Annotated in this window: 25 protein-coding genes; 16 read left to right on the top strand and 9 right to left on the bottom strand. The window is 46.4% G+C overall.

Translation table 11 applies throughout. The features are described from left to right. Window positions 1–105: 105 nt before the first annotated feature. Window positions 106–999 (bottom strand): cyanophycinase, encoded by an 894-nt coding sequence (locus QUB44_RS03410; protein WP_333164500.1) that lies wholly within the window; start codon window positions 997–999, stop codon window positions 106–108. 330 nt (window positions 1,000–1,329) lie between these two features. Here QUB44_RS03410 and trmD point away from each other — a divergent pair, with 330 nt between their 5' ends. Further along, window positions 1,330–2,025, top strand: a complete 696-nt coding sequence (trmD, locus tag QUB44_RS03405; protein ID WP_333363103.1) for a tRNA (guanosine(37)-N1)-methyltransferase TrmD — start codon at window positions 1,330–1,332, stop codon at window positions 2,023–2,025. An 80-nt stretch (window positions 2,026–2,105) separates the two neighbouring features. Here the strand turns inward: trmD and QUB44_RS03400 are convergent, their stop codons facing one another. Continuing rightward, window positions 2,106–2,465, bottom strand: coding sequence for a hypothetical protein (locus QUB44_RS03400; protein WP_333363100.1), 360 nt, complete (start codon window positions 2,463–2,465; stop codon window positions 2,106–2,108). A 119-nt stretch (window positions 2,466–2,584) separates the two neighbouring features. On the opposite strand from QUB44_RS03400, the gene ispF reads away from it, so the two are divergent. From ispF to larB, 5 genes are all read left to right on the top strand, one after another. Then, entirely contained in the window at window positions 2,585–3,064 is a 480-nt protein-coding gene (gene ispF, locus QUB44_RS03395; RefSeq protein ID WP_333164498.1) for a 2-C-methyl-D-erythritol 2,4-cyclodiphosphate synthase, read from the top strand. A gap of 67 nt (window positions 3,065–3,131) precedes the next feature. Continuing rightward, window positions 3,132–3,680, top strand: coding sequence for a hypothetical protein (locus tag QUB44_RS03390; RefSeq protein ID WP_333363097.1), 549 nt, complete (start codon window positions 3,132–3,134; stop codon window positions 3,678–3,680). Then, window positions 3,658–4,230, top strand: a complete 573-nt coding sequence (locus QUB44_RS03385; protein WP_333164475.1) for a PIN domain-containing protein — start codon at window positions 3,658–3,660, stop codon at window positions 4,228–4,230. Before QUB44_RS03390 ends, QUB44_RS03385 begins: the two co-directional genes overlap by 23 nt. 40 nt (window positions 4,231–4,270) lie before the next feature. Next, on the top strand, window positions 4,271–6,031 hold the full coding sequence (locus tag QUB44_RS03380; protein ID WP_333164473.1) for an ABC transporter substrate-binding protein: 1,761 nt from the start codon (window positions 4,271–4,273) through the stop codon (window positions 6,029–6,031). A 35-nt stretch (window positions 6,032–6,066) separates the two neighbouring features. Continuing rightward, complete coding sequence (larB, locus tag QUB44_RS03375; RefSeq protein ID WP_333363093.1) at window positions 6,067–6,870, top strand: nickel pincer cofactor biosynthesis protein LarB; 804 nt, start codon at window positions 6,067–6,069, stop codon at window positions 6,868–6,870. Window positions 6,871–7,362: 492 nt separating this feature from the next. On the opposite strand, the gene QUB44_RS03370 is transcribed toward larB, so the two are convergent. Further along, window positions 7,363–7,974, bottom strand: a complete 612-nt coding sequence (locus tag QUB44_RS03370; protein WP_333164468.1) for a hypothetical protein — start codon at window positions 7,972–7,974, stop codon at window positions 7,363–7,365. 326 nt (window positions 7,975–8,300) lie between these two features. On the opposite strand from QUB44_RS03370, the gene QUB44_RS03365 reads away from it, so the two are divergent. From QUB44_RS03365 to QUB44_RS03355, 3 genes are all read left to right on the top strand, one after another. Then, complete coding sequence (locus QUB44_RS03365) at window positions 8,301–8,513, top strand: high light inducible protein (RefSeq protein ID WP_333084124.1); 213 nt, start codon at window positions 8,301–8,303, stop codon at window positions 8,511–8,513. Window positions 8,514–8,656: 143 nt separating this feature from the next. Beyond that, a complete protein-coding gene (gene psbP / locus QUB44_RS03360) occupies window positions 8,657–9,196 on the top strand; it encodes a photosystem II reaction center PsbP (RefSeq protein WP_333057481.1) in 540 nt (179 codons plus the stop codon). 119 nt (window positions 9,197–9,315) lie between these two features. After that, window positions 9,316–9,963 (top strand): nucleoside triphosphate pyrophosphatase, encoded by a 648-nt coding sequence (locus QUB44_RS03355; protein ID WP_333363090.1) that lies wholly within the window; start codon window positions 9,316–9,318, stop codon window positions 9,961–9,963. 91 nt (window positions 9,964–10,054) lie between these two features. On the opposite strand, the gene QUB44_RS03350 is transcribed toward QUB44_RS03355, so the two are convergent. After that, window positions 10,055–10,969 carry a calcium-binding protein gene (locus QUB44_RS03350; RefSeq protein ID WP_333363087.1) on the bottom strand — a complete coding sequence of 305 codons (915 nt, stop codon included), beginning with the start codon at window positions 10,967–10,969 and terminating at the stop codon, window positions 10,055–10,057. A gap of 303 nt (window positions 10,970–11,272) precedes the next feature. Here QUB44_RS03350 and eno point away from each other — a divergent pair, with 303 nt between their 5' ends. Both eno and QUB44_RS03340 read left to right on the top strand, forming a co-directional pair. Beyond that, window positions 11,273–12,553 carry a phosphopyruvate hydratase gene (gene eno, locus QUB44_RS03345; protein WP_445299864.1) on the top strand — a complete coding sequence of 427 codons (1,281 nt, stop codon included), beginning with the start codon at window positions 11,273–11,275 and terminating at the stop codon, window positions 12,551–12,553. A 30-nt stretch (window positions 12,554–12,583) separates the two neighbouring features. After that, complete coding sequence (locus QUB44_RS03340; RefSeq protein ID WP_333363084.1) at window positions 12,584–12,715, top strand: hypothetical protein; 132 nt, start codon at window positions 12,584–12,586, stop codon at window positions 12,713–12,715. Window positions 12,716–12,808: 93 nt separating this feature from the next. Here the strand turns inward: QUB44_RS03340 and argC are convergent, their stop codons facing one another. After that, window positions 12,809–13,867 carry an N-acetyl-gamma-glutamyl-phosphate reductase gene (argC, locus tag QUB44_RS03335; protein WP_333363081.1) on the bottom strand — a complete coding sequence of 353 codons (1,059 nt, stop codon included), beginning with the start codon at window positions 13,865–13,867 and terminating at the stop codon, window positions 12,809–12,811. A gap of 438 nt (window positions 13,868–14,305) precedes the next feature. Here argC and QUB44_RS03330 point away from each other — a divergent pair, with 438 nt between their 5' ends. After that, complete coding sequence (locus tag QUB44_RS03330) at window positions 14,306–15,322, top strand: sulfate/molybdate ABC transporter ATP-binding protein (RefSeq protein WP_333363078.1); 1,017 nt, start codon at window positions 14,306–14,308, stop codon at window positions 15,320–15,322. A 120-nt stretch (window positions 15,323–15,442) separates the two neighbouring features. Here QUB44_RS03330 and QUB44_RS03325 read toward each other — a convergent pair whose 3' ends face one another. Together QUB44_RS03325 and hisF are read right to left on the bottom strand one after the other, a co-directional pair. Then, window positions 15,443–15,784 carry a low temperature-induced protein gene (locus QUB44_RS03325; protein ID WP_333363075.1) on the bottom strand — a complete coding sequence of 114 codons (342 nt, stop codon included), beginning with the start codon at window positions 15,782–15,784 and terminating at the stop codon, window positions 15,443–15,445. 448 nt (window positions 15,785–16,232) lie between these two features. After that, window positions 16,233–17,024, bottom strand: coding sequence for an imidazole glycerol phosphate synthase subunit HisF (gene hisF, locus QUB44_RS03320; protein ID WP_333363072.1), 792 nt, complete (start codon window positions 17,022–17,024; stop codon window positions 16,233–16,235). A 685-nt stretch (window positions 17,025–17,709) separates the two neighbouring features. Between hisF and QUB44_RS31070 the strand changes: the two genes are divergently transcribed. The 4 genes from QUB44_RS31070 to nadB all read left to right on the top strand — a co-directional run bounded on the left by QUB44_RS31070 (window position 17,710) and on the right by nadB (window position 22,234). Then, a complete protein-coding gene (locus tag QUB44_RS31070) occupies window positions 17,710–18,057 on the top strand; it encodes a zinc ribbon domain-containing protein (protein ID WP_445299863.1) in 348 nt (115 codons plus the stop codon). A 553-nt stretch (window positions 18,058–18,610) separates the two neighbouring features. Continuing rightward, entirely contained in the window at window positions 18,611–19,570 is a 960-nt protein-coding gene (locus QUB44_RS03315) for an adenylate/guanylate cyclase domain-containing protein (protein WP_333164454.1), read from the top strand. Window positions 19,571–19,825: 255 nt separating this feature from the next. Beyond that, a complete protein-coding gene (gene psbU / locus QUB44_RS03310; RefSeq protein ID WP_333164451.1) occupies window positions 19,826–20,260 on the top strand; it encodes a photosystem II complex extrinsic protein PsbU in 435 nt (144 codons plus the stop codon). A gap of 321 nt (window positions 20,261–20,581) precedes the next feature. Then, the gene (gene nadB / locus QUB44_RS03305) at window positions 20,582–22,234 is read left to right on the top strand and encodes an L-aspartate oxidase (protein WP_333363068.1); all 1,653 of its coding nucleotides are present in this window, start codon (window positions 20,582–20,584) and stop codon (window positions 22,232–22,234) included. A gap of 21 nt (window positions 22,235–22,255) precedes the next feature. On the opposite strand, the gene QUB44_RS03300 is transcribed toward nadB, so the two are convergent. After that, window positions 22,256–22,525: a hypothetical protein gene (locus tag QUB44_RS03300; RefSeq protein WP_333164448.1), complete on the bottom strand. Its 270-nt coding sequence runs from the start codon at window positions 22,523–22,525 to the stop codon at window positions 22,256–22,258. Between the two features lie 574 nt (window positions 22,526–23,099). Next, window positions 23,100–25,235, bottom strand: coding sequence for a CHASE2 domain-containing protein (locus tag QUB44_RS03295; RefSeq protein ID WP_445299862.1), 2,136 nt, complete (start codon window positions 25,233–25,235; stop codon window positions 23,100–23,102). Window positions 25,236–25,286 lie beyond the last annotated feature (51 nt).

Below are 25,286 nucleotides of genomic sequence, written 5' to 3'. Positions count from 1 at the left end.
TGGGGTCAGCCCGTGGCTGCTTCGGAATCTATTCTTTGTTGTATCCATGATTCGGCCGGAATGCCGCCTAATTTCTGCCGAATCAATGACAAGAGATGTTCTACGTTAGTTGGCTGTGCGGCATTCGGGGGGCCAGCCAGACTCGGAACACGCTCCTGATGGCATTGGTTTGCCTTGGGGCATATTGTAGCAATCTCCGTGACACAGAACGTGCAACCGCATATTGAACAGACTTAAGGGTTCTGTCGCTCCTACCATAGACTCATTGGTATAAAAATTTTCCCTAGAATCAACAATAGTCACAGTGCCTTTACCGAGAATTTTCATAGTATCGTCTCCCTCAAACAAGGCGCAGGTATCTTCGTCAATACCAATAGCGAGGCGATCGGGATGGCAAGCCACAGCCGACAGCAAGCGAGCCATGCGGTTGCGGTTGTGAAAGTGCTGGTCTACGATGATCTCAGGAATAATGTTAAGTCCGTTTGCCATGTCTACTAAAGAGCGGTTCGGTGACGCACCACTCCCACCGCCTGCAATCATGTGATATCCCATCACCGCAGCACCTGCGCTGGTGCCAGCGAGGGTAATCTTGCCTTCGAGAGTTTCTTTGCGAATTTTCTCCATCAGCGGGGTGTCCGCCAGCAGCCCGCAGAGCCGCAGTTGGTCGCCGCCTGTGATGAATACGCCCGTACAATCTTCTAAGTAATCTTTCCAGACGGGGTTTTCGGCTTGTGCGCGTTCGCGGATGTCCACTACTTTGACGGCGCTAACGCCCATCTCGTCAAATATGGTGCGGTAGCGGTTGCTAATTCCTTCGGGATCTCGCGAAGCGCACGGGATGATGGCCAGCCGAGCGTTTGCACCCCCAGCACGGCAAAAAAAGGTATTCAGAATCTCTCGCCCGTGAACTTTGTCTTCGGCTCCCCCGATGACCATAATCGAGGTTTTTGTGCGCTGGGGAATATTGTGTTCAAGGGCTTGAGATGTCAACTGCTGCATGGTATGTCTTCCTCTGTTGGATGTGAAATTCAATTTTGCCGTTGCTGTGGGTAGAATAGGGCTTTTTAAGAATAAATATTTGTTTGCGAGCGAGGTGCGATCGCCGATCGCAGTATCCCGCAGTTGTTTGGGGGCGAGTTTACTTGCAGTCGCTGTCATGAAAAACCGATTATTTTTGTACAAAACCGACCCGCAGACACAGGAAGAGAATTTAACTTGCCAAAATTTTCAGAAATTATAAGAAATTATAAAGAATAAAGCAATTACTGAAAACTGAACTCCCTCTAAAGGTCAAACTAGAGGTGATGTATCAATGAAATTCCAATAATTGTGCGATTTGACGTTGTTACCCTATTTCCAGAATTTTTCCGGGCTCCCCTAGAGTCGGGACTGATGGGCAAAGCCTTAGCTAAAAAGATTGCTGAGGTGAATTTTGTCAATCCCCGCGATTTTACCACAGACAAACACCAGCGAGTCGATGATGAGCCTTACGGGGGGGGAGTGGGGATGCTGATGAAGCCGGAACCGATTTTTGCTGCGGTGGAGTCGCTGCCGATTTTGCCGCGGCGGGAGGTGATTTTGCTGACTCCCCAGGGGGAACCGATGCAGCAGGCGATGTTTCGGGAGTTGGCAGCCGATCGCGATCAGTTGGTGTTGATTTGCGGTCATTATGAAGGTGTGGACGATCGAGTGCTGCATTTGGTAACTCGCGAGGTGTCTTTGGGGGATTTTGTGCTCACGGGGGGCGAAATTCCGGCTTTAGCTTTGATAAATGGAGTTTTGCGATTGCTGCGGGGAACTGTGGCGAAGGAAGATTCCCTAAAGTTTGAGAGTTTTGAAGACGGACTTTTGGATTATCCGCAGTACACTCGACCGGCGGATTTTCGGGGATTGAAGGTGCCCGACGTGTTGCTGTCTGGTAATCACGCAGAAATTGCTCGCTGGCGCAAGCAACAGCAAATTGAAAGAACGCGCCAAAGGCGATCGGATTTGTACGATCGGTGGTTGCAGGAGAGGGGAGAATAAGGTTTGAGGATGTAGCCGTTATTAGTTGGATCTTCAGGGATGATTAGCACTTGAAAGCTAATAGAACTCCCCAGGCAGAACTAAGTTACAGTTTTGCTTATTGAAGCTGTCAATCCTTCAGCAGCTAAAAGATGTCTTAGTCGATCGGTCTCAGCTTTAGTTCCGACAAAAACAGAACCAGGCATCTTCTTTTTTAAGTTCATCGCTTCAGCTAATGACAATTCCATAGCCTGACGCAGGATTTTTGTTACAACTGTTGCACGTTGTTCTTTTTCCAATACAATCAAGTTCCAAGTCCCTTCTTTTGCTAAAATCTCTTTTCTCATTTCGTTAGGTATAGCATCACTATTATCTAACTCGATTGCCTCCCCGCAATAATGACAGCTATAAGATAGATGCCAGACAACTTTTTTGTCGAAGACAGACTGACCAACCGACATCTGTATGTCTTTGCTACAATTACCGCAAAGTCCGTAAATCAAGACCATTATTTTTCAGCAATCTCTCCGGAAACATGAAATAATTGTCTTTTGCTATACTTCCCAAACATCTACTTTACATGAACATCCGCATCGGCAACGGCTACGACATTCACTGCTTAGTTCCAGAACGCCCCCTCATCCTCGGCGGCGTCCACATTCCCCACGAATTAGGCTTATTAGGACACAGCGACGCAGACGTACTTACCCACGCTATCATGGATGCCATGCTTGGAGCTCTGAGCTTAGGAGATATCGGGCTGTATTTCCCTCCAACTGACCCGAAATGGAAAGGTGCTGATAGTCTCGTCTTGCTGGCACAAGTCAATCAGTTAATATTAGATAAAGGCTGGGAAATCGGCAATATTGATTCGGTGGTAGTGGCCGAACGTCCGAAGCTGAAACCGCATATTGAGCAAATGCGCGATCGGCTTTCTGCTGTCCTACAATTAAAACCTGACCAAATCGGCATCAAAGCTACTACCAACGAAAAATTAGGCCCGGTGGGGAGAGAAGAAGGAATCGCGGCTTACGCTGTAGTTTTGTTGGGCAAAAAATAGAACTATAGAATCTCTAATTGACTGTAAAGTTAATCTCAAATCCAACATCGCTAGGAAGCCTGAAATCATGGACACTGACACTTGGGAGTTACAATTACCCGTAGACGCGGATGTGATCGCGTTGGATAAGGACGATAACATAGTCGTGCTAATCGAGGTTAAAATTATTCAAGCTCAAGAACCAGCCGCGAAACAGAAAATTATCGATCGCGCGATCGATTGGCTGAAAGCTGTGTTAGCTAAGCTGTCTGAAAAAAACGCCCTCGTTCCCTATGCTATGTTTATTGACGCGGAACAAATTTTGATTTTCAAATGGGATGGTGTAAATTTATCGGAGCCTGTTTGCACTCTAAATACTGGTGAAATATGTCGCTATTATATGCCGAGTTTTGGCAGTCGATGGCTCTCTGAACGTACCATTGGGGGGCTGATAGAATCGTGGCTGCATGACTTAGATTATAACTGGAAATCCGAAATTCCTCCAGCATCAGAACAGATATCAGCCATCGGTTTGCTGCCATTACTCGCAAGTGGAACAACAAAATCAGGAGTGGAATTAGGTGGCAATTATATATATCGAGACCAACTTTCTGATGAGTATTGCTACAGGGCGTGAGGCTGAAGCAATTATGTTGCTCAGAGATTTGTCCTCATCAGTTCAGTTAGTCATACCCAGCGTTTGTTATATGGAGGCTTGGTCAGCTTTCGAGGACGAGTTGAAGCGACAAAACTCTTTTAAGGAACAGCTAAGCCGTCAAATTAGCGAAACAAAGCGAGATGTGACCTCTGAAAAGGTCGCCTCTCTATCTTTTCACCTAGAAGAGTCATTAGTTTACTATCTTGAACGAATAGATGAAATTGAATTGCGGTTGCGTGAAGCAATTTCTATGATGTCATGTAATGCCGAAATGATTGCATTAAATTCCGAGATTATTCAAGCAAATTTAAACACACCTATCATCAAAAAAGACCCAACAGACAATTTGATTCTACACTGTATCCTCAGTCATGCCCGATCGCATTCTACAGAAACCAAAGTATTTCTCAGCGGTAACGTCAAAGAATTTGGTCTACCGGAAGTTCAAGATGTTTTGCGAGAAGCCGGGATTACAAAGTATTTCTCTGTCACTAAAAACTTTCTCGGTTGGTTACAATCTCAGTCATAGTTGCACGCAGATGGTAAACTAAAAAATTATGAAAATTTCTATGATGCTACATTCAAGACTGCGCTGGCTGGCGATTTTACTGGCGGCAATTGCCACCCTAACTCTGTCTGCGTGTACTCCAGCCCGATCGAACTTAGTAAACAGACTCATCGTTCCCACCCCCAGCGGCCCGGCCACCTTTAACTACCCCCTCAATCAATCTGCATACAGCGTCTTTGGTTATATGTACGAGGGATTAATCAACGAAAACGGCTTGACATCCGAGTTAGAACCCGGTTTAGCTGAATCATGGGAAGTTTCTAAAGATGGCAAAAAGATTGTCTTTACCCTGCGAGAGGGATTGAAATGGTCGGACGGGGAACCGATGACTACTGATGACATTATCTTCAGTTATGAAAAAATTTATTTCAATGACAAAATTCCTAGCGGTTTGAAAGATATTCTGAGGGTTGGCATCAGTGGCGAATTTCCAAAAGTTAAAAAAATTGACAGCCGCCGCGTTGAATTTTCCGTTGCCGAACCCTTTGCTCCATTTATTAGATATGCTGGCGGAATCCCGATTTTACCAGGTCATATTTTACAGGAAGCTGTAGAAAATACAGATGCAGACGGCAACCCTAAATACCTGGCTACTTGGGGCACTGATACTGACCCTAAAAAAATTGTCGGAAATGGTCAGTACCGAATGCTGAGTTATACTCCTAATCAGCGCGTTGTTTTGGAACGAAATCCGTATTTTTGGCGCAAAGATGCTGAGGGAAATCCTCAACCTTACATCCAGCAAATTGTTTGGCAAATTATCGAAAATACTGATAATCAACTGCTGAATTTTCGATCGGGTGATTTGGATACTCTGAACGTGGAACCGGAAGTGTTTCCGCTGCTGAAACGGGAGGAAAAACGCGGCAAATATACGGTATTCAACGGCGGCCCCGATACTGGCAGCGTGTTTATGTGTTTCAATCTGAATAAGGGGCGCAATGCTCAAAATCAGCCGTTTGTAGACCCGGTTAAGTCTCGCTGGTTCGCGAGTAAGGAATTCCGGCAGGCGATCGCCTACGGCATCAACCGATCCGCCATGACTAACAATATTTATCGCGGACTTGGCGCGCCCCTGCATTCCCCAATTCCGGCGCAAAGCCCGTTCTACCTGTCCCCAGAACAGGGATTGAAAACTTACAGTTACGATCCGCAAAAAGCCAAAGAGTTACTGTTAAGTGCTGGTTTCAAGTATAATAGTAACGGCGAATTGTTGGATGCTGATGGCAACAAGGTGCGATTTACTTTGTTGATGGCGGCAGGTAAAAAAGTTCGGGAACAAATGGCAACGCAAATTAAGCAAGACTTGGGCAAACTGGGGATGCAAATTGATACGCAGTTCCTGAGTTTTAACACTTATGTGGAAAAGCTGCGGTTGACGCGGAATTGGGATACTTACCTCGGCGGTTTTACGGGAGGTACTGAACCGCACAGCGGCTACAATATTTGGTCTGTTAACGGCACGCTGCACAGTTTCAACCAGGGCCCGCAAGCCGGAGAACCGCCGATTAAGGGTTGGAAAGTTGACGACTGGGAACAGAAAATAGATGACCTTTACGTGAAAGCTTCTCAGGAGCTCGATGAGGCGAAGCGCAAGGAACTTTATGCTGAAACGCAGCGGATTATAGCGGAACAAGTGCCGTTTATCTATATGGTGAATCCGCTGACTTTTGAGGCCGTGCGCGATCGCGTTTCGGGAATTCGCTACAGTGCCCTCGGCGGTGCTTTCTGGAATTTGTACGACCTGAAAATAACAGAATAGTCAGCAGTCAGCAGTCATTAGTCAGTCATTAATTAATGGAACCTAAAATTTTACAGAAGTTACTCGAATCTGTCGCGACAGGGGATATTAGCCCGATCGCAGCTTTGGATAAATTAAAGCATTTTGACTTTGAACAAGTCGGCGATTTTGCCAAAATTGACCACCACCGCACTTTAAGAACTGGTTTTCCTGAAGTAATTTGGGGCCCAGGGAAAACGCCAGACCAAATTGTTGAGATTATCGAGGCGATGCGCGGGCGAAATTCTGCGGTGATGGCGACACGAATCGAACCGGAAGTTTTCGAGCAACTGCAACAAAAAATACCCGATTTGTGCTACTACCAAAAGGCTCGAATTTGTGCAATTTCTCCCAATTCCCCAACTCCGCAGCATCCGGGTACTGTGACTATTATCAGTGCGGGAACGGCAGATTTGCCTGTAGCGGAAGAGGCGGCAATTACTGCGGAACTTTGCGGTTTTCAGGTGCGACGTTTGTGGGATGTCGGAGTTGCCGGCATTCACCGCTTGCTGAGCAACCGGCACGTGATTGCTGATGCTGATGTGTTGATTGCGGTTGCGGGTATGGAAGGTGCTTTGGCGAGTGTGGTTGCGGGTTTGGCAGATTGTCCGGTGATTGCTGTGCCGACAAGTGTAGGTTACGGCGCGAGTTTTGGCGGGATTGCTCCTCTTTTAACTATGCTCAATTCTTGTGCGGCTGGTGTGGGTGTGGTGAATATTGATAATGGGTTTGGGGCGGCAATGTTAGCTTGTCAAATTCTCAGAAGTGCGGGCAGAGTGGGGAGAATCGGAGAGGGGGAGAATCGGAGAGAGGGAGAATAGTTACAAACCCCCTCTCTCAGATAAGACTAAGGCAAACTGCCACAGGACGATCGATTTTTAGGGTGCATCTTGCACCATTCTCGCTTAACAGGCTTTCCGGCCTGTTCCACAAAGAGTGAGTTTTCTTGTGGGGAGTAGGGGTTGGGCAGGAGAGCCCGCCCGTAAAAAACCTAATTGAAAATGGTGCAACATCTCAGGTGCGTCAGACTCCGTTATTGAAATATTATTGAAGATTTCGGGTAGTAGAGCACCTTATATCAAACCCGTTAGCATGGGAATAGTAAATTCGAGTTGACTGTTCACTGTCAACAGTCAACAGTCAACACTCAACAGTCAACATCATTCCGGTGGCACCGGAATGATATTACTATATATGTCAGTTGCGTCCAGGACTGCCAGACTCGGCGGTTGAAACCGCGTCTACACTTGCTTCTCGTCTCTGCAGAGGAGGACTAAAAAATACAGGAGGTATTATTAAAGCCGGGTTTGAGATTACTTGCTGCCTAGCCAAATCGGATAAGCAGAAGAATCCTCAGCTTTTAACTTTTGCGCCTGATAACTCTTGCTAGTCCAAGTAGCTACTGTTTGCAGGTTTTCTGTCAAACAACTTTCGCTGCCAAAAGCTTCAAATCCCAAAGTCCACCACGCGCTGCCGTTAATGTTCAACTGAGTAAGTTCCACGGTGCAACCTTGGGGAATTGGGGCTTCCACAGGCACAGACATCAGGGAACCAGGGGCCGAAACTTGATAAAGACGCTGCGCTCGCTTTTTCTTGACTGCCACCCACTTTCCTGTCGCTATAATATCCGCCGGTATCGGCGCCATCGTGTCCGCACAAACCCACTTCAGCCACTTTTCGGCTTTGCCTTCCCAGCGATTGGCGAACTGCATCGTCCCCAACTCTCCCTGACGCCACTTTACCTCCAAGGTTTTCCCACGTAGCTTCACTCCCAAGTAGTCGCAGCTTGGTATTAGTAAATATATGTCTTCCCGCTCTTCAGGAGGCGAAAGATACCCGCCGAGACTCTCGCTTCCAAACCATTGATTGATTGATTTTGGCAGTGCACCGCTATAAAACCACCGCATTTCCAGACTGGCCCGCATAAATTTTTCCTCCGTTCCACAATTTTCGTCAAACCCAGACTGGATTTGCCATACACCATCGACTTTTGTGCCTCTCCACTCTATCCTCCCCCCTCCGGGGCCCAGAGTCTACCCACAGTCATACCATTTTAGATTTTAGATTTTAGATTTTAGATTTGGAAAACACTGACTATATAAGGGTTTAGAGCTGGCCTACAGTTGGATTTTTTTTTAAATATGGTGTCAGAGCGAGGTCTTTAAAAAAAAATTCTCACAATCCTTTACATATCTTCACAAGTCTGTTACATTTAGTTACAGTACACTAAAAACCATTTAGGAAAAAAAACATGAGTAACCGAGGCTTAATGCTGGACGACCAAGGCAAAATGAACAATTTTGCGATCGAGCCGACAGTATACATCGATGACGAACCCCGCACCGGCTTTACCCCCTACGCTGAACGCTTAAACGGCCGCCTTGCCATGATTGGCTTTGTTTCTCTCTTGGCTTTAGAAGTTTCGACCAAGCACGGGCTGATTAGCTGGCTGACTCAGCTTTAATGACTTTGTTAACAATTAAACTATATGGCTATGGATCGCGGGCGGTACACAAACAGCGATCCATGGCTTAACTATTTTTAGGGGCAAGGTTTGGTGAGACAATTAAAATTAAATATTTTTGTTTTACTCTACCCGTAAAAAGAATGCTCAAACGAATTGCGGCAATACTTCTGGTGGTTCTAAGCCTCACCTTGACCGGTTGTGTGTCTAAAGTCACCGGGCTCAAAAGCTACGTTGATACTGGCGACGGCTATCAATTTCTCTATCCTAACGGCTGGCTGCCGATCGCGGTTTCTAACGGGCCCGATGTGGTGTTCCGCGATTTGATTCAGCAAACTGAGAACGTCAGCGTGGTAATCAGTCCAGTCGCGAAGGACAAAACTCTGGCGGATTTGGGTTCGCCGACGGATGTGGGATACAAGCTCAGCAAAAGTGCGATCGCCCCGGCTGATTCCGGCCGCGAAGCTGAATTAGTCAATGCAGAAGCTCGTGAATCGCGATCGAAAAACTATTACATTTTAGAATACGCCGTTAAGTTGCCAAACCAAGAACGGCACAACTTAGCGAGTGTAGCAGTCAGCCGCGGCAAACTTTTTACGCTTAACGTTTCCACTACCGAAGAACGCTGGCCCAAAGTAAAAGAAGCTTTTGAGAAAGTTGTTAAATCTTTCTCTGTTTATTAGGTTTAAAAAGTAATTGGGAATGGGGAATGGGGCATGGGCGTTGGGGATGGGGAATAGTTTCTTTTTGTTCCTTCTTCCTTCTTCCTTCTTCCTTCTTCCTTCTTCCTTGTTAACTTATTATGAAAATTCCAACTTTCGTATTAGCTTCAGCTTCTCCCGCGCGCCGCCGCCTGCTAGAAAATGCTGGCATTCAAGCTGTGATTTGCCCCAGCGACTTTGATGAAGGGCAAATACAAATGAAAGATGCCACTAATTTAGTGCAAGTTTTAGCAGAGGGAAAAGCTGAGGCTGTAGCTAAGTTTTTACTAGCTAATTCTCACCCCCAAATCTCCAATCCCAAATCTTGTTTGGTGTTGGGATGCGATTCAATTTTGCTCATAGATGGCGAAATTCACGGCAAACCCAAGGATGCGGAAGAAGCAATCTCGCGCTGGCACAAAATGCGCGGTAAGGTGGGCGAACTCTATACGGGTCATGCTTTAATTGATACTAGATTCGATGACTTTGATCAGGCAAGGTCGCGATCGCTCATTCGCTGCCAAGTTACAAAAGTTCATTTTGCCGAAGTTACCTCCCGCCAAATAGCGGCTTACGTCGCTACCGGAGAGCCCCTCGCCTGTGCAGGCTGTTTTGCACTCGAAGGTAAAGGCGGTTTGTTTGTAGAACAAATCGAAGGATGCCACACAAATGTGATTGGTTTAAGCTTACCTCTGCTGCGGCAAATGCTCACCGAAATGGGATATGATGTGGCGGATTTCTGGTCTTGAAATCCAGAATTGGGAAACGAATGGAATGGTTTGTAGCCAGGGCTTTAGATCCTCTCCTAGGACTCAAGTGCTTACTACAAACCTATGAGGATTACCCTAGAACGATCGCCTCATCCGATACAGATATAAACTGAAGTTGATCCGGCGAAACATCCTTCACCAAACCCAAGATATTGCCGGTGCTAGCTTCCCGAATCACCGTCGCCTTAGTATTTAAAATTCTAAAATCAGCAGTGCGAGGAATTCCCGGAGGAAAAGGGCCACTGCTGTCATAATCTCTGGCATCACCAATTGTTAAAAACCTTTCGCTCAAAACAATATCATTTCGCGTCAATCCAGACGCCAATCCAATTACATCACCTTCAGCCGGATTGTAATCGAGAATAAAATCTGCCGGCACTTCATCTACATCAAAATTGCCACTAGGAGGCGGTTGAATCGAACCAATTTCTCCCGAAGTGCCTCCCACTTCTGTGCGGAGGACAAACAAATCTGCGCCTTCACTTCCCCAAAGTCTATCAATTCCAGCATCACCGATTAGAGTATCGTTTCCACTCTCTCCTACTAAAGCATCATTCCCTTTACCGCCGCGAATAAAGTCATTGGCTGTACCTCCATAAACGTAGTCATCACCTTGATCTCCGCTGACAAAATCGCTGCCACATTCTCCATAAAGAATGTCAAAATCTTGGCCGCCGCGAATAGTATCGCTGCCGCAACCTCCGATTAAAGTATCTGTGCCGCTGTTACCGTTCATCAGTTCCGCACCACCGGAACCTCTGACAAAATCGTTACCCTCTAAAGCCCGCAAACCTCCGGGAGTATTCCGCAGAATTCCGTTTGCTAATTGAACTGCGTCGTCATTGGGAGTTAAGTCAAAAAAGTTGGGGTCACTGGCTGGATTTGGCAATGGCCCTGTGAGTAATTTGGTGTTTGGGGGATCAGCAATAATAGGGTCTGAATTTTCAGCTAATGCTCTAATTTCTCCAAGATTTGTTCCTAACATCCTAATTTTCTCCTTTTTTGATTGACTTTGTTGACATTCTGATTTTAACAAAAATTCCAATTAATAAATCTGCGGGAATCTGGGGTTAAAAACAATCAAATTACTGTCAAACTTGTCGGAGGTCTTTATTCAACAAGCCTAGCTTATTGACACCTGTCTGCTCGTCCAAATCCGCAAATATTTTGAACTGTGCACCAATAATTCTGGGGATCGCGTACTCTATTACCCGTCAGCAGTCAGCGTGGGAAAACCCGGAGACTGCTAATTGTCATGAAACCTTGAGTTAAGTCAGGAATAATTAATATGCTAGACACTGCGATCGAATCTATTCAAGCCAGAGAAATCCTCGACTCCCGTGGGCGCCCCACCATTGAAGCTGAAGTTTACCTAGCCAACGGTGTTGTCGGGATCGCCCAAGTCCCCAGCGGTGCCTCTACAGGCTCTTTTGAAGCCCACGAACTTCGCGACGACGACAACAAACGTTATAACGGCAAAGGAGTCCTAAAAGCCGTCGCTAACGTCGAACACAAAATTGCTCCGGCTTTGGCTAATCTAGATGCGATCGACCAAGCGCTGGTAGACAAAACCATGATTGACTTGGACGGTTCCCCCAACAAATCCCACCTCGGCGCAAATGCCATTCTTGGAGTCTCCTTAGCCACAGCAAAGGCGGCCGCCGAGACTTTAGGACTCCCCCTTTACCGCTACTTGGGCGGGCCCTTGGCGAACGTTTTGCCCGTACCACTGATGAACGTGATCAACGGGGGCTCTCACGCTAACAATAATGTGGACATTCAAGAATTTATGATTGTCCCTGTGGGCGCGCCATCTTTTAAAGAAGCTTTACGCTGGGGTGCAGAGGTATTTGAATCCTTGAGTAAAGTCTTAAAAGCTGAGGGTTTGCTGACTGGTGTGGGTGATGAAGGCGGTTTTGCGCCTAATCTTAAATCCAATCAAGCAGCTTTGGATTTGTTGATTGCAGCTATTGAAAAAGCTGGCTACAAACCGGGTGAACAAGTTGCTTTAGCTTTGGATGTTGCTGCTAGCGAATTTTACAAAAATGGGCAGTACACTTACGACGGTGTGGCTCATTCGCCTGCCGAATTAATTGATTATTTGGATGGTTTGGCCAGTCAATATCCGATTGTTTCCATTGAAGATGGTTTGCATGAAGACGATTGGGAAAGTTGGGTAGCGCTGACGCAGAAAATGGGCAGCAAAGTTCAATTGGTTGGTGACGATTTGTTTGTTACTAATCGCACGCGGCTGCAAAAAGGAATTGATTTGAAAGCTAGCAATTCGATTTTGATTAAGCTGAATCAAATTGGTTCTTTGACCGAGACTTTGGATACGATCGACCTGGGCAAACGGAACAGCTATCGAGCCGTCATCAGCCACCGTTCCGGTGAAACTGAAGATACCACAATTGCCGATTTAGCGGTAGCGACTCGCGCCGGCCAAATCAAGACTGGTTCTTTGTGTCGCAGCGAACGAGTTGCCAAATACAACCGTTTATTGCGGATTGAAGACCAATTGGGCGATCGGGCAATTTATGCTGGGTCGATCGGTTACGGGCCAAAATAATACTTGGTAATCGGGCATGGGGAATTGGGCATGGGGAATTGGGCATGGGGAATTGAGAATTGGGCATGGGGCATCGGGAATTGGGCATCGGGCATCGGCAATTTACATCCTGTAGGGGCGGGTTTTACCAGAAATAATTGCCTAAAACCAACAATCTCGTAAACCCACCAATTACCAATTACCAATTACCAATTACCAATTACCAATTACCAATTACCCATGCCCCATGCCCCATGCCCCATGCCCAATTCTCAATTAAGGATAGAAAGCCAATTGTGGCAAACCCAAAGTTTCTTCCCAACCCATCATCAAGTTCATGCACTGGATGCCTTGACCGGCTTGTCCCTTAATTAAATTGTCGATGGCCGATAGCACAATCACCCTGTCAGTACGCGGATCGACTTCGATGCCTATATAACAAAGATTCGTGCCGCAAGCCCATTTTGTTTGCGGGTAAACTCCAGCCGGCAACACTTTTACCCAAGGAGAATTACGGTAAAAAGCACTGAAAATTGTGATTAAATCTTCCCTCACCAAACCCGGATCGCGCAAAGTTGCGTAAACAGTCGCCAGAATTCCCCGCACCATCGGAATTAGGTGGGGAGTAAACTGAACTTTAATATCATGTCCGGCTAAATCGCTACAAATTTGCTCGATTTCGGGCGTGTGGCGGTGGCGGCCAACGCCGTAAGCGCCCAGAGAACCCTCTGCTTCAGCCAACAAGAGATTAACTTCGGCTTTGCGCCCCCCCCCAGAAGCACCGGATTTGGCGTCGATAATTGCTGTTTCTGGCACAATGAGGCCTTGTTTGAGCAAAGGTGCCAGGGCTAATAAACTAGCCGTGACGTAGCAGCCGGCACAGCCTACTAACTGAGCGTCTTTAATTTGATCGCGATACAATTCTGGCAAACCGTAAACAGCCGTTGCAGCTAAAGCAGAGTCCGATCGTTCGCCTCCGTACCAAGCTTTGTAAGTTTCCAGATTTTCAAATCTGTAGTCAGCCGACAAATCCAAGACTTTGCAGCCTTTTTCGAGCAGCGTCGGTGCCATTTTACAAGCTAAACCGTTCGGCAGCGACAGAAACACAACTTCACATTTTGCCGCTATTTTGTCTAGGTCGATCGCCTCGACTGTCAAATCAATGCAGTTAGTCAGATGCGGGTAAAGGCTGGAATAAGGTTTTCCTGCACTGCTATCCCCGCCCAAATAAACTACTTCAGCCGCCGGGTGGTCCGCCAGCAGTCGCACAAGTTGCACGCCGCCGTACCCTGAAGCGCCGATAATTCCTACAGGCACACGTCCAACATCTCCCATTTTCCTTTATCCCCTCAGCCGTTGAAGTCAAAAACGCTTGAACTTTTGCTGCATTGTAGTACCAAACGCCAACTTTGGTGGCAAAGAATTGTGTTGTTTTGTTCTGGAGGTGCATTTTTGTTAATTTTCGGCTGTTTGACACCGCCCAAAACCGATACAAAGCCCCGACTCCTTTCCTGGAGAGCCCAAAATTTTATACCAAAGTTCCATCTTCCAGATTCCAAGCTGCAAGTAAATCTAAAATCTAAAATCTAAAATCGACTGACCGATCGCCAAAACCCTAAAATTAACAAACTGATGTGCGATCGTGCTATAAAAAAACTTACCTTAACCCATCCACAAACCGGAGATTAACATTTTTCCCTCTTGCCTCTTGCCTCTTGCTTCCTGTATCCTGCCTCTTCCCTCTTCCCTCTTCCCTCTTCCTTCTTCCTACCTATGGGCATAGTCGTAGAAAACGTATCAAAACAGTTTGGCAGTTTCCAAGCACTCGATCGAGTCAGCTTAGAAATTGAATCGGGTTCCCTAGTCGCATTGCTTGGCCCGTCAGGTTCCGGCAAGTCTACACTGCTGCGACTGATTGCGGGTTTAGAAATGCCCGACTCCGGCAAAATCTGGCTGACAGGTCAAGATGCGACCAATACTAGCGTCCAAGACCGCAAAATTGGGTTCGTGTTTCAGCACTACGCGCTATTCAAGCACATGACAGTGCGAAAAAACATCGCTTTCGGGCTGCAAATTCAGAAAACACCACCCGCAAAAGTCAAATCGCGGGTAGAAGAATTGTTGAATTTAGTGCAATTGGCAGGATTGGGCGATAGATACCCGTCGCAACTTTCAGGGGGCCAGCGGCAGCGGGTGGCCCTCGCCAGAGCCCTGGCTGTGGAACCGAAAGTGTTACTGCTAGACGAACCTTTTGGAGCTCTCGATGCCAAAGTTCGCAAAGATTTGCGTGCTTGGTTGCGGCGACTGCACGACGAAGTACACGTTACCACAGTCTTTGTGACGCACGATCAAGAAGAAGCGATGGAAGTTGCCGATCGAATTACAGTAATGAATAAAGGTAAAATCGAACAAGTCGGCACACCTGCAGAAATTTACGACCATCCAGCTAGTGCTTTCGTAATGAGTTTTATCGGGCCAGTCAATGTATTGCCCAGCAGTTCAAGAATGTTTCAAGGCAACGGCTTTGACTCAGCCAACCCGGAGATTTTCTTGCGCCCTCACGACGTAGTAATTGAAACTACAGAAAATAGTGCAACAGTGCCTGCAAGAATCAGTCGCTTGATTCATTTGGGATGGGAAATTCAGGTAGAATTAACATTAGATGACGGTCAAGTAGTAAACGCTAATTTGACGAGAGAAAGATTCGATATTTTGCACTTGCAGCCCCAGCAAAGAGTGTTCGTAAAGCCGAAAGGTGCCAAGTCCTTTCCACTTTTTTATTCAATCTGATACCAATTCTGAAAAGTAGAGATAAATTTAGATTGGATACGACATTTCAAGGGACACGGCGCGACGCCGTGTCCCTAATCTTTTATACTGACAACTTTCGGCTGACAACTGCGCGCTGAGTTAGTCTTTGATGTTACCAACAGCTTTTTTGACTTGTTGCTCAAAGGATGTAGCGTTTGTGTTGGAAGGGTTTTTCATTTTTTCAATGTCAGCGGCTCCCTGAACTTCGTTGGGCCCTTCGCTCGCTTTTTTTTGAGTTTCTTCCAAGGACATTGGTTTTTTCAGTACAGCTTCTTGAGATTCTTTTTCAATTCCTAAAAGTTGGTCTTCACCTTTGGTGGGGCTGCTAGTAACTGCAAAAGCCGGGAAAGCATTAGAAACAAACATCAAAGCACAAAAACAAACAGCTATTAAAGTGCGAACTAAACGCTTGGCAGGAAAGTTAAAGCTGATAAAAGACATACACAATTTCTCCGTTTTTACAAATTTTAATTGCTGAGATTGTTGACAGGCTGAAGCTCACTCAACTTCTGCACAATCTTTAACTCAAGTTTGAGAAAAGCAAGTGTTGCTCTCTTTCAAATTGAGCTAATATATAATATTTAGCTGAAAAAACTGGTATTTGAAATCCTTCTCAGGGAATATTTCTAGATGACTGGCGTCGATCGCCCCAAGAGATTTATGTAGAAGGCACTTGTGTAGAATCAAAAAAATTCTCTATAAGTGCCTTCGGATGCGCCTCACATACCGGTATCAATGTCAGTAACTGGTTTGATCGTGGGGTGGGGGGGTTTATTTAGCCTGTTTGCAATGTGAGAGGGCGCTTGAGTGAACCCGCAGAGCGGTTTATGGAAAATGTTGCAAGAGATTAAGATATGTTCCCGACTATCCACTATCCACTATCCACTGACTAATGACTAATAACTAATGGCTGCTGCTGTCGCACGGGAACTTGACATTTTGCTAGATAAGTTTTAATTTCTCCTACACTGAGTTGCCCGTAATGCAGCAGGGAAGCCAGCAGTGCAGCTTCTGCTTTGCCCTCAGTCACGGCTTCGTAGATGTGGTGACAGTTGCCGGCGCCGCCGGAAGCAATGACGGGAATTTCGACAATTTCAGCGATACTCCGGGTTAATCCCAAGTCGTAGCCGGCTTGAGTGCCATCAGAGTCCATGCTTGTCACGAGAATTTCCCCCGCGCCACGCTGTTCGGCTTCTTTGGCCCAGGCGATCGCATCTTTGCCGGTATTTTCTCGCCCTCCGCGCACGTACACGTCCCAACCAGGATTGTTCGCATCTTGCCGTTTGCGGGCGTCGATCGCCACTACAATGCACTGATTACCAAATCGATCGCTGGCTTTGTCAATTAAACTCGGATCGCGCACCGCCGCCGAATTAATACTCACCTTGTCTGCGCCCGCCCTCAATAAACTTTTAATTGTGTCTAAGGATTGGATACCGCCGCCCACCGTCAAAGGGATAAATACGCGATCGGCCGTTCGGTACACCACATCGATCATAATATTCCGGTCTTCGTGAGTCGCCGTAATGTCCAGAAACACCAACTCGTCAGCACCCGCATCATTGTAAACCTGAGCCATTTCTACCGGATCGCCAGCATCCTGAAGATTGACAAAATTGACACCTTTGACCACGCGACCGGCTTTCACATCTAGACAAGGTAAAATTCTTTTCGACAACATACAATTCTCTTCCAATTTAACTTACTCGGCGGGAAGTGCCCCGCTATAACTGTACTCATCTTAGCGGTGGAATGAAAACCAGGGTTGTTTTTTGCCGTCCTGTTTGTGGTCTTCACTCTTAGCTGGAGAACGAGTTAAACAGGCAAGAAATAACCAATATCTCAGATATCACAAGACGGTAACAATCAATATTTTTTTTAAAATTTTGATAAATAACCGTAAATGTCGCAACGATTGCCACAACAAAGCCGTCAAAATCGAGATATATGAACTAAACCTATGCAGAGCATTTATCAACTTATTTGAATAACGAGCATCTTTCCCGAAGTTCTAGTTAACGCATGACAAGCAATCAATTTAGTACCCACAAAAAATACTAACTTTTTGTGATAAATTCCTCAAATTTATAGGAAAGATGGGGGTCGTTTTTGCTATTAACCACAAATTATAAAAATCTAAACTGTAAGCAGCATAAACTATATCGCAAACATCAAGATTCCAATCATCGCCCTAAAGCCCGTATAGTGCCATAGCTAACGAAAAGATGGCAAACGCTCGTGAGGAATCCTAGGAAAAAATGTCTCCCAAATTGGTGCCGGAAAACAAAATCATCCTTGTTGACAATTTGGCAGTAAATAACCGGGTAAAAAAATCCATGCCTAGCTAAAGTAATTAGCGATGGCGGATGGTCAAATTTGACCATACAAGTCAAAGACAAAGCTGCAATAGAGGTAAAACTTACCTCGAAATTGGTCGGTTTTTCGCACCATCGAGTAAGAGTTGCCACCTAGGCCTGAATCAGGTTGGTACCCAGCCGTTAGCAGTGCGTAGCTGGAGTTGTTCCAACTGCAAAACTAAGCACGATAGAGGTGTGAATTCTGCTATCATTATTGGCGATGAAGGGCTTGGATTATTAGCGTTAGGAACTAGCACTACTGCCCATGGACGGAATGTAAGTCTGATGGTTGCAAGGAAATCTTCGGTACGATCGGCTGTTCCGGTTGAAATTGGCAGCCTACACCATAGGGAGTAGTGGGCAGAAGTCTGGATCTGCATACCAGCCCACACCCCCTACCCCCCGCCTAGCTCTACCGTGTACAGACAAGTTGATCGCTGACCCATATTGTAGAACCCCTGTTTCCTAGATTCTTGATTTCTCGTTTTGCCGAATCAATAACTTAAAATTCATGAAAATAAGCTTCCTTTCTGAGATTCATGCGAAACTTGGGTTTCAGGAATTGTGTTGAAAGATTTCGGACTTGTGTGTACACGCTAGCCGCCTAGCCAGAGAGCCATTTTCCCACTTTTTTCTGGCCCATCAAAATAAATAAAAGTTGTCTCCCCTCCGGGGCAGGCAGTATGATCAGGTACAATCTTGGTAGACAGTCTGTTTTTACTGCCTGCTTTGGTAGAGCGAATCATAAATACCTTCGCTAGCTCGATCGAATTTATGGTTCACAAATCCTGCAGGGGCTAGGTGCATCGACGATAGACTAAAAAATCTAAAATCTGAAGTCTAAAATCTCAAATCGGTTAATTTTGTGTCGTTTCTAGGACTGTTGTGACGAGTGCAACCCAATCCACATATGGTACTTCGCACAGAAGGCGGCAATCGCTACTTGCCGCTCTCCGGCAGCAATTGCTGGACAGTAGGGCGGAGCGATGACAATAATTTTGTACTGACAGATCGCTGGATTTCCCGTAATCACGCGATGTTACAGCAAATGGAGACAGGAGAGTTCTACCTGATCGACTTGGGCAGCCGCAATGGTTCCTTTGTCAACGGGCGGCGGGTCAGTATTCCTGTCACTCTCCGAAATGGCGATCGGATTATTTTCGGTCAAACCGAATTGGACTTCTACAACCCAACCGCCGGCCACCGGCACGATCCACCAATACACGAGACAGACTCTGAAGATTTTACGGCGACTTTGACGGTGCGTAGCCTGATTAGCGTCATGGTAATGGATATCCGAGACTTTACAGTTTTGACTAGGCAGCTAGACGAAACCCTCCTCTCGGAAGTTATCGGCAATTGGTTCCGCAAAGCAGGACAGATCATTCGTGAACACGGCAGTTGGGTGGACAAATACATTGGTGATGCCATCATGGCAGTCTGGTTCCACAAAACCAGCGATGTCAGCAGCGAGGAAATGATGCGGATTTGCCAAGCTTTGAGCGAACTGCACAAAGCAACAGACGAACTCAGCAGCCGTTACCCCCTTCCTTTTCCTTTGCGAGTCGGGGCCGGAATCAATACCGGTTATGCAATGGTGGGAAATTCTGGCAGCAGCGACCGATCGGACTATACCGCCTTGGGAGATACTGTAAACGCAGCATTTCGCCTGGAATCTTGCACCAAGCAACTCGGCAAGGATATCGCTGTGGGAGAAACTACCTACAAATACTTGACGCAATTGGGGGCGCAGGGCGCTTTCGAGCAGCACACCGTTGCTTTGAAGGGTTACGAGAATCCCAGCGTGGCTTACGGCGGTACCTATGCTGACTTGAACGCTTTTCTCAAAACGAAAGGAAAAAGTTCTTGATAGCGAGAAAATTGGGGGCGGGGCAAAAATTAACTCTTTAAAAGGGCAGTCCGAGTTTTTAATTGGGAGTGCCTTTGATAAACTTGCCTGCGATGCTTAAAAGTCAGCTAATGTCATATATTGTCCGCCTTGTCAATACCCAAATGTAAAGTTTATAACAGCCCTCTACTTATTGCGGATTTATCTGAAAAACTGCATAAGCAAAATGGTAGTCTCTACATAAATGCTGTGTATGAAATTGGGAGACAAAACTTCATGAAACGATTGGGTCGTCTATTGGCAGTATTGGGCTTAGTGCTGGGCTGCTTTGCATGGGCTGGAGACCAAAGCGCGATCGCGGCGTCATTAAGCCGTATCGTCTTGCCATCATCCTCGCTCCTAGCTGTTGAAGCTCCGGCTAGAACCAATCGCGCCGATGAGAAGCTTGCCACAGAATACGGCAAAAAACTTGATTTGAACAACAGCGCCGTCCGGGACTTTCGCCAATATCGAGGGTTGTATCCCACTTTAGCTGGACTAATTATTAAGAACGCTCCTTACGAAAAAGTTGAGGACGTACTCAACATTTCAGGTTTGACGGAAGCTCAGAAAAAAGTGCTGCAAGCTAACTTGGACAAATTCACCATAACTGATGTCGAATCAGTCTTTATTGAAGGAGATACCAGGTTGAATAACGGTCTCTACGACTAGGTAGCAGCGGGCCTCATTTGAAGGCAGAAGTCATTGGGCAGAAGGCATTCGGCAGAAAGAAAAGATTTTTTCTCTTAGGCTGATGACTTCTGCCTTTAATTTATCAAGACTTACTTTCAACCACCATTCGGCAAAAGCCGACCAAAATTCGCTAGATTGAAATCAGCGGGTTCCCCTGATTCATCTAAAATCTAAAATCTAAAATCTAAAATCTAAAATCCGTTGACTGACATTAGTTCAAGTCCCCAGATTCATCTGTAGACTCAATTCTAAAATCTAAAATCTAAAATCTAAAATCTAAAATAGACTGGCGGCAGACTTATGACTGACAAATTTGACGTATTGGTAATAGGTGCTGGCGCGGCGGGTTTGTACACAGCACTTTGCCTGCCAGAGCATTTGCACGTGGGCTTGATCAATAAAAATACCCTGCCTGTTTCTGCCAGCGATTGGGCTCAAGGAGGAATTGCGGCGGCGATCGCCCCTGAAGATTCCGCAGCGCTGCACGTTCAGGATACACTGGCTGCCGGAGCCGGTCTTTGCGATTTGGAGGCGGTGAAATTTTTAGTCGAGGAAGCTGGTGCTTGCATTGACTCCCTCGTGAAAATGGGCGTTGCATTCGATCGCACCGGCCCAGATTTAGCCCTCACCCTAGAAGCCGCCCACTCCCGCCGCCGAGTTCTCCACGCCGCCGACACTACGGGCAAAGCCGTCATCAGTACGCTGACAGCAAAAGTATTAAGTCGCAAAAACATTCAACTCGTATCCCCTGCCTTTGCTTTGAGTCTGTGGCTAGACAAAACCGGGCGCTGTCAGGGGATTAGCTCGATTTGTGGCTCACAAGTCAAGTGGCTGCAGGCCAAAGCCGTGGTGCTGGCGACAGGCGGCGGCGGACAGGTTTTTGCTCAAACAACCAATCCGTCGGTAAGTACCGGGGACGGGGTAGCAATTGCGTGGCGAGCCGGGGTGCTGCTGCGAGATTTAGAATTTGTGCAGTTTCACCCGACGGCACTGAGCAAAGTGGGCGCGCCTCGGTTTCTGATTAGCGAAGCGGTGCGGGGAGAAGGAGCTCATTTGGTTGACAGTAAGGGATATCGCTTTGCCTTTGACTCTCACCCCAGCGGGGAACTCGCCCCTAGGGATGTTGTCAGCCGCGCTATTTTCCGCCACTTGCAGAAGACGGGGGAACCTCATGTTTGGTTGGATTTGCGCCCGATTGCGGTCGATCGACTGCGCTACAGGTTTCCGAATATTATTCAAGTTTGCGCTGACTGGGGAATTGATATTTTTTCCGAACCGGTGCCGGTGACGCCCGCTGCCCATTACTGGATGGGAGGAATTGTCGCTGACAAGTTTAACCAAACTTCGATTCCGGGTTTGTACGCGGTGGGAGAAACTGCCAGCACGGGGGTACACGGCGCTAATCGGTTGGCGAGCAATTCGCTGCTGGAATGTCTGGTTTTTGGGGCGCAGATGGGACTTTTGCAGCTAGAAGGTGCAAGGCCCGAGGCATTCGCCGATCAGTTCGAGGCAGGGGAAATTTTGGAAAAATCGATTTCTGAAAAGGACATTGAGGCGATCGAAAAGTTGCGGGTCGAATTGCCGAATTTGGTGTGGCAGAGTGCGGGAATTTGCCGGGGACAGCGGGATTTGGAAAGTGCGATCGTCCAACTTGAGATTTGGCGGCAAGAATTTGCTTCGTTGCCTTTGAGTCAAACGCTTGATAATTTACGACCCGGACAAATTATTGATTTTTCGCCTGCTGAGGCGGAGAATAGCTCAATTTTGCGAAATTGGGGAGAAGTTGGCAATTTATTGGATATCGGCTATTTAATTGTCAAAAGTGCTGCGTTTCGCACTGAAAGTCGCGGCGGTCATTACCGAGTGGACTATCCCCTCACCGACCCGGATTGGTGCAGCCATACTTTAATTAACCAATCCAATTGGTACAAATCTCCGCGAATAGAAGATTGAAAATTTATTGAAAATTTGGGGTCAGCGCGTTCCCGTACCGTCACTTTTGGGGTTCCCGTTCGGGTCTGGTTCGTATTGTTGGGGATTTCCCAACCTAGAGGTTGGTGCAAGTGTCCAAACTCTGGGAGTCGATCGCGTCGCGATCTTGCCCACGCTACGGGCTTTTGTGAAATTGCTAGTTGAGTTGCTGGCAAGTTGAGCCGCATTTGCGGTGCCGACTATATTCACTTGCAGGCAGGCTGCCAGGGTTGCCGTTGTTGTGAGCTGAATCAAAGTACGCATAGTATTCACAGGCTTATTCCAATCACCGCAATAGATCCACGTCTGTACCACCTATTATATCTATCAATTTCCGTATTTCCACTGATATCTTTACATTTACTTTAATTAACTTTCCTAAGTTTACATAAACTTTTTACATTAAGGCTTTTTGGCGATTTAAATTTGGTTTCAGGTTGTGATTTATTTTAATATTTTGTAACATTTAGATAAGACGGCAAGTTGGTCTCATAAGTTTCATCTTTGGCTAAATCTATCTAATGACAGATGACGGATTAGAGGATTTTAAACTATGTGATTTTAGATTTGAGATTTCACTACTTTGGACATTTTTTTGATCGGTTTCAAAAAGCTTAGAAGGCTTACAGTTTAAGGATCGAGCTATTTTTTAAAGTTAGCTGCACAGGGGACGCCTGAAATAATATCTCCCTCACGGCCCAATTAGGGTTTGAGGTCTAAAATTTACTCAAAGTTTGTCTGAAGTAATTGAAATTTTAGATAAAAAAATTGAATAATTATAAATGACTTATCAATATCGAGGTGGGGACTTTACCTACAGTTGCATTATATTTTTAACTTGTCTTGATTAATAAAAGTGATATTGATTTTTCCCGCGTTCCTTAGCACGATACATCGCAACATCGGCATTCTTAACTAAAATCTCTGGCTCCTGACCGTCAATGGGATATAAACTAATGCCAATACTTGTAGTTACAGAAACTGTATGTTCTTCTAAAATAAAAGGCTGCATGATGGCGTCGCAAATTTTTTGGGCTACTTTCGCAGCTTCCTCGTGACCGGGAATTGCGGGCAAAATGACTGTGAACTCGTCGCCGCCCAACCGCGAGATAGTATCGCTGCCGCGCAAGCATTTTTTGAGCCGACTGGCAACTGTTTTTAAGAGTAAATCGCCCACATTGTGTCCGAGAGTGTCGTTGATTGACTTAAATCCATCTAAATCTAAAAACAGTAAAGCTACCAATTCCTGAGTGCTGGAGGCTATTTCTAGAGACCGATGCAAGCATTCGTAGAACATTTGGCGGTTGGGCAAACCGGTAAGAGCATCGTGATAAGCTTGGTGGCTGAGCTCAGCATTTTTTTGTTCTAGGGCATTTGCCCGAAGTTGGCGCTCGGTAATGTCTCTGATTGCTCCGACTAAAAATAGGTTGCCGGCAGCATCTTGATGCAGGGATCTTTTAGTCGCAATCAGATGCGTAATTCCGTGAGCATCAGTAAAATATTCTTCATTTTCTCGCGGCTGGTGAGTTTGAAATACTAATTCGTTTTGCTGCCAAAATATCTCGGCTTCGGCTTGGGGAAATAAATCGTAATCGGTTCGGCAAGTTAAAATTTCTAAAGGATAGCCAATAAACCGACAATAGGCCTGATTCAAAACTATGCAGCGGTGATTTCGATCTTTGACAAAAATGGGGTCGGGAATTGTATCTATTAACGATTGTAAAAATTCTTTAGACCGTTTTAATTCTTCTTGCAAATGAGCCAGATAACCCACAACAGCAGCACCCGAACCCACAAGACTGAGGATTGGAGGAATTAAGGGTAGCCACCAACCTGCTAAGAATGCTAAGTATAAACTGGCACTGAGACCTAGACAGATACTTAATAAACAGTAAGCCGATCGACCAAGCGATCGCAAATTCCAACTCACATTTGCTCCCGCCCAAGACCAAAGTAAAATCCACAGCAACTCCGCAGCCTCTGGCCAGACATTGATACCCCCGCGCCCGTCGAGGGCTGCACTCAAAATTTGGCTCAAGAAATGAGCCTGAAGCTCGACTCCCGGTATTTGCTGGGGAGGACTAAACCAACCTGAACTGTAAGAATTTTGGTAAAAGTCTCTGAGGCTGGGGGCATTTGAGCCGATCAAGACAACGCGCGATCGTACAAAATCAGCAGGTACTTTGCCAGAAAGCACATCGCCCATCGATGCAGTGCGAAAACTGCCTCGCGGGCCGCGCAGGTTGGTCAAAATTTGATAGCCGCGGCTGTCCGATCGAACGTAAGCACCGTCATTCGGTTGAAAAGGCCGAAAAACCCCCTTGCCTAACTGCAAGTATTTAGGATTGACTCTTGCTCGTTGAGCGGAAATGCCTTCGCTTTTGAGGTAAAGCAAAGCCAGTCTGAGTGCGAAACTTTGATGAGTTTTGCCGTCTCCGGGCCAAGCGTAGAGCAAAGTTCGCCGCACTTTTGAGTCAGCGTCGATAACAACGTTGTTGAAACCGATTCGATCGAGCTTGTCAAGTACCGGAGGCGGGCGAACTCCGAAGCGGGTTTCGTCTGGCATCAACTCAATGCCGATTAAGTTGGGAATAGTTTTAAAAGTTTTGAGCAATTCGGCGTTACCCGGTTGAGTTGGCAAATCTCGGTAAACGTCGAGGCCGATCGCCCGCGGCTTGCCAGCGTGCAATTTTTGCAGCAATTGGGCCAATACAGCATCCGAAATTGGGTAGCCGTATTTTTGCAAGTCAGCTTCCTTAATTTCTACAATGACGATGCGCGAGTCAATGGGTTCGGCCGGCCGCCAGCGCACAAATTGGTCGAAAGCAGCCCATTCCCATACCTGAAAACATCCGAACCAGCGCATGACAATGACCGTACTAGCAACGGCACTCGCAGTAATCAATACTCGGCGTTCTCGATCAACCCATTTTTTGATAGTTTTTAGCATATTTTGGGGATTTTGGTCTCGCCCTGTGAGCATCTAAACTACTACTACGTATAGGTTTTACATCTCCGGGGCGAGTCGATTTTA

This window comes from Microcoleus sp. AT3-D2, from assembly GCF_036705715.1.
GTDB lineage: Bacteria > Cyanobacteriota > Cyanobacteriia > Cyanobacteriales > Microcoleaceae > Microcoleus.
Note: the sequence above shows the minus strand (reverse complement) of the source record. Positions and strands in the feature narration are given on the sequence as shown.

What these genes read in the sequence shown, in the direction of transcription:
- QUB44_RS03370 (WP_333164468.1), bottom strand. Translation starts at nt 7,974, where the DNA reads ATGCGGGCCAGTCTGGAAATGCGGTGGTTTTATAGCGGTGCACTGCCA.
- QUB44_RS03390 (WP_333363097.1), top strand. Translation starts at nt 3,132, where the DNA reads ATGGACACTGACACTTGGGAGTTACAATTACCCGTAGACGCGGATGTG.
- QUB44_RS03330 (WP_333363078.1), top strand. Translation starts at nt 14,306, where the DNA reads ATGGGCATAGTCGTAGAAAACGTATCAAAACAGTTTGGCAGTTTCCAA.
- QUB44_RS03315 (WP_333164454.1), top strand. Translation starts at nt 18,611, where the DNA reads ATGGTACTTCGCACAGAAGGCGGCAATCGCTACTTGCCGCTCTCCGGC.
- QUB44_RS03295 (WP_445299862.1), bottom strand. Translation starts at nt 25,235, where the DNA reads ATGCTCACAGGGCGAGACCAAAATCCCCAAAATATGCTAAAAACTATC.
- psbP (WP_333057481.1), top strand. Translation starts at nt 8,657, where the DNA reads ATGCTCAAACGAATTGCGGCAATACTTCTGGTGGTTCTAAGCCTCACC.
- QUB44_RS03325 (WP_333363075.1), bottom strand. Translation starts at nt 15,784, where the DNA reads ATGTCTTTTATCAGCTTTAACTTTCCTGCCAAGCGTTTAGTTCGCACT.
- eno (WP_445299864.1), top strand. Translation starts at nt 11,273, where the DNA reads ATGCTAGACACTGCGATCGAATCTATTCAAGCCAGAGAAATCCTCGAC.
- QUB44_RS03385 (WP_333164475.1), top strand. Translation starts at nt 3,658, where the DNA reads ATGAGTATTGCTACAGGGCGTGAGGCTGAAGCAATTATGTTGCTCAGA.
- QUB44_RS03410 (WP_333164500.1), bottom strand. Translation starts at nt 999, where the DNA reads ATGCAGCAGTTGACATCTCAAGCCCTTGAACACAATATTCCCCAGCGC.
- psbU (WP_333164451.1), top strand. Translation starts at nt 19,826, where the DNA reads ATGAAACGATTGGGTCGTCTATTGGCAGTATTGGGCTTAGTGCTGGGC.
- larB (WP_333363093.1), top strand. Translation starts at nt 6,067, where the DNA reads ATGGAACCTAAAATTTTACAGAAGTTACTCGAATCTGTCGCGACAGGG.
- hisF (WP_333363072.1), bottom strand. Translation starts at nt 17,024, where the DNA reads ATGTTGTCGAAAAGAATTTTACCTTGTCTAGATGTGAAAGCCGGTCGC.
- QUB44_RS03365 (WP_333084124.1), top strand. Translation starts at nt 8,301, where the DNA reads ATGAGTAACCGAGGCTTAATGCTGGACGACCAAGGCAAAATGAACAAT.
- QUB44_RS03400 (WP_333363100.1), bottom strand. Translation starts at nt 2,465, where the DNA reads ATGTCGGTTGGTCAGTCTGTCTTCGACAAAAAAGTTGTCTGGCATCTA.
- QUB44_RS03350 (WP_333363087.1), bottom strand. Translation starts at nt 10,969, where the DNA reads ATGTTAGGAACAAATCTTGGAGAAATTAGAGCATTAGCTGAAAATTCA.
- QUB44_RS03355 (WP_333363090.1), top strand. Translation starts at nt 9,316, where the DNA reads ATGAAAATTCCAACTTTCGTATTAGCTTCAGCTTCTCCCGCGCGCCGC.
- nadB (WP_333363068.1), top strand. Translation starts at nt 20,582, where the DNA reads ATGACTGACAAATTTGACGTATTGGTAATAGGTGCTGGCGCGGCGGGT.
- argC (WP_333363081.1), bottom strand. Translation starts at nt 13,867, where the DNA reads ATGGGAGATGTTGGACGTGTGCCTGTAGGAATTATCGGCGCTTCAGGG.
- QUB44_RS03340 (WP_333363084.1), top strand. Translation starts at nt 12,584, where the DNA reads ATGGGGAATTGGGCATGGGGAATTGAGAATTGGGCATGGGGCATCGGG.
- ispF (WP_333164498.1), top strand. Translation starts at nt 2,585, where the DNA reads ATGAACATCCGCATCGGCAACGGCTACGACATTCACTGCTTAGTTCCA.
- QUB44_RS03380 (WP_333164473.1), top strand. Translation starts at nt 4,271, where the DNA reads ATGATGCTACATTCAAGACTGCGCTGGCTGGCGATTTTACTGGCGGCA.
- QUB44_RS31070 (WP_445299863.1), top strand. Translation starts at nt 17,710, where the DNA reads ATGGTCAAATTTGACCATACAAGTCAAAGACAAAGCTGCAATAGAGGT.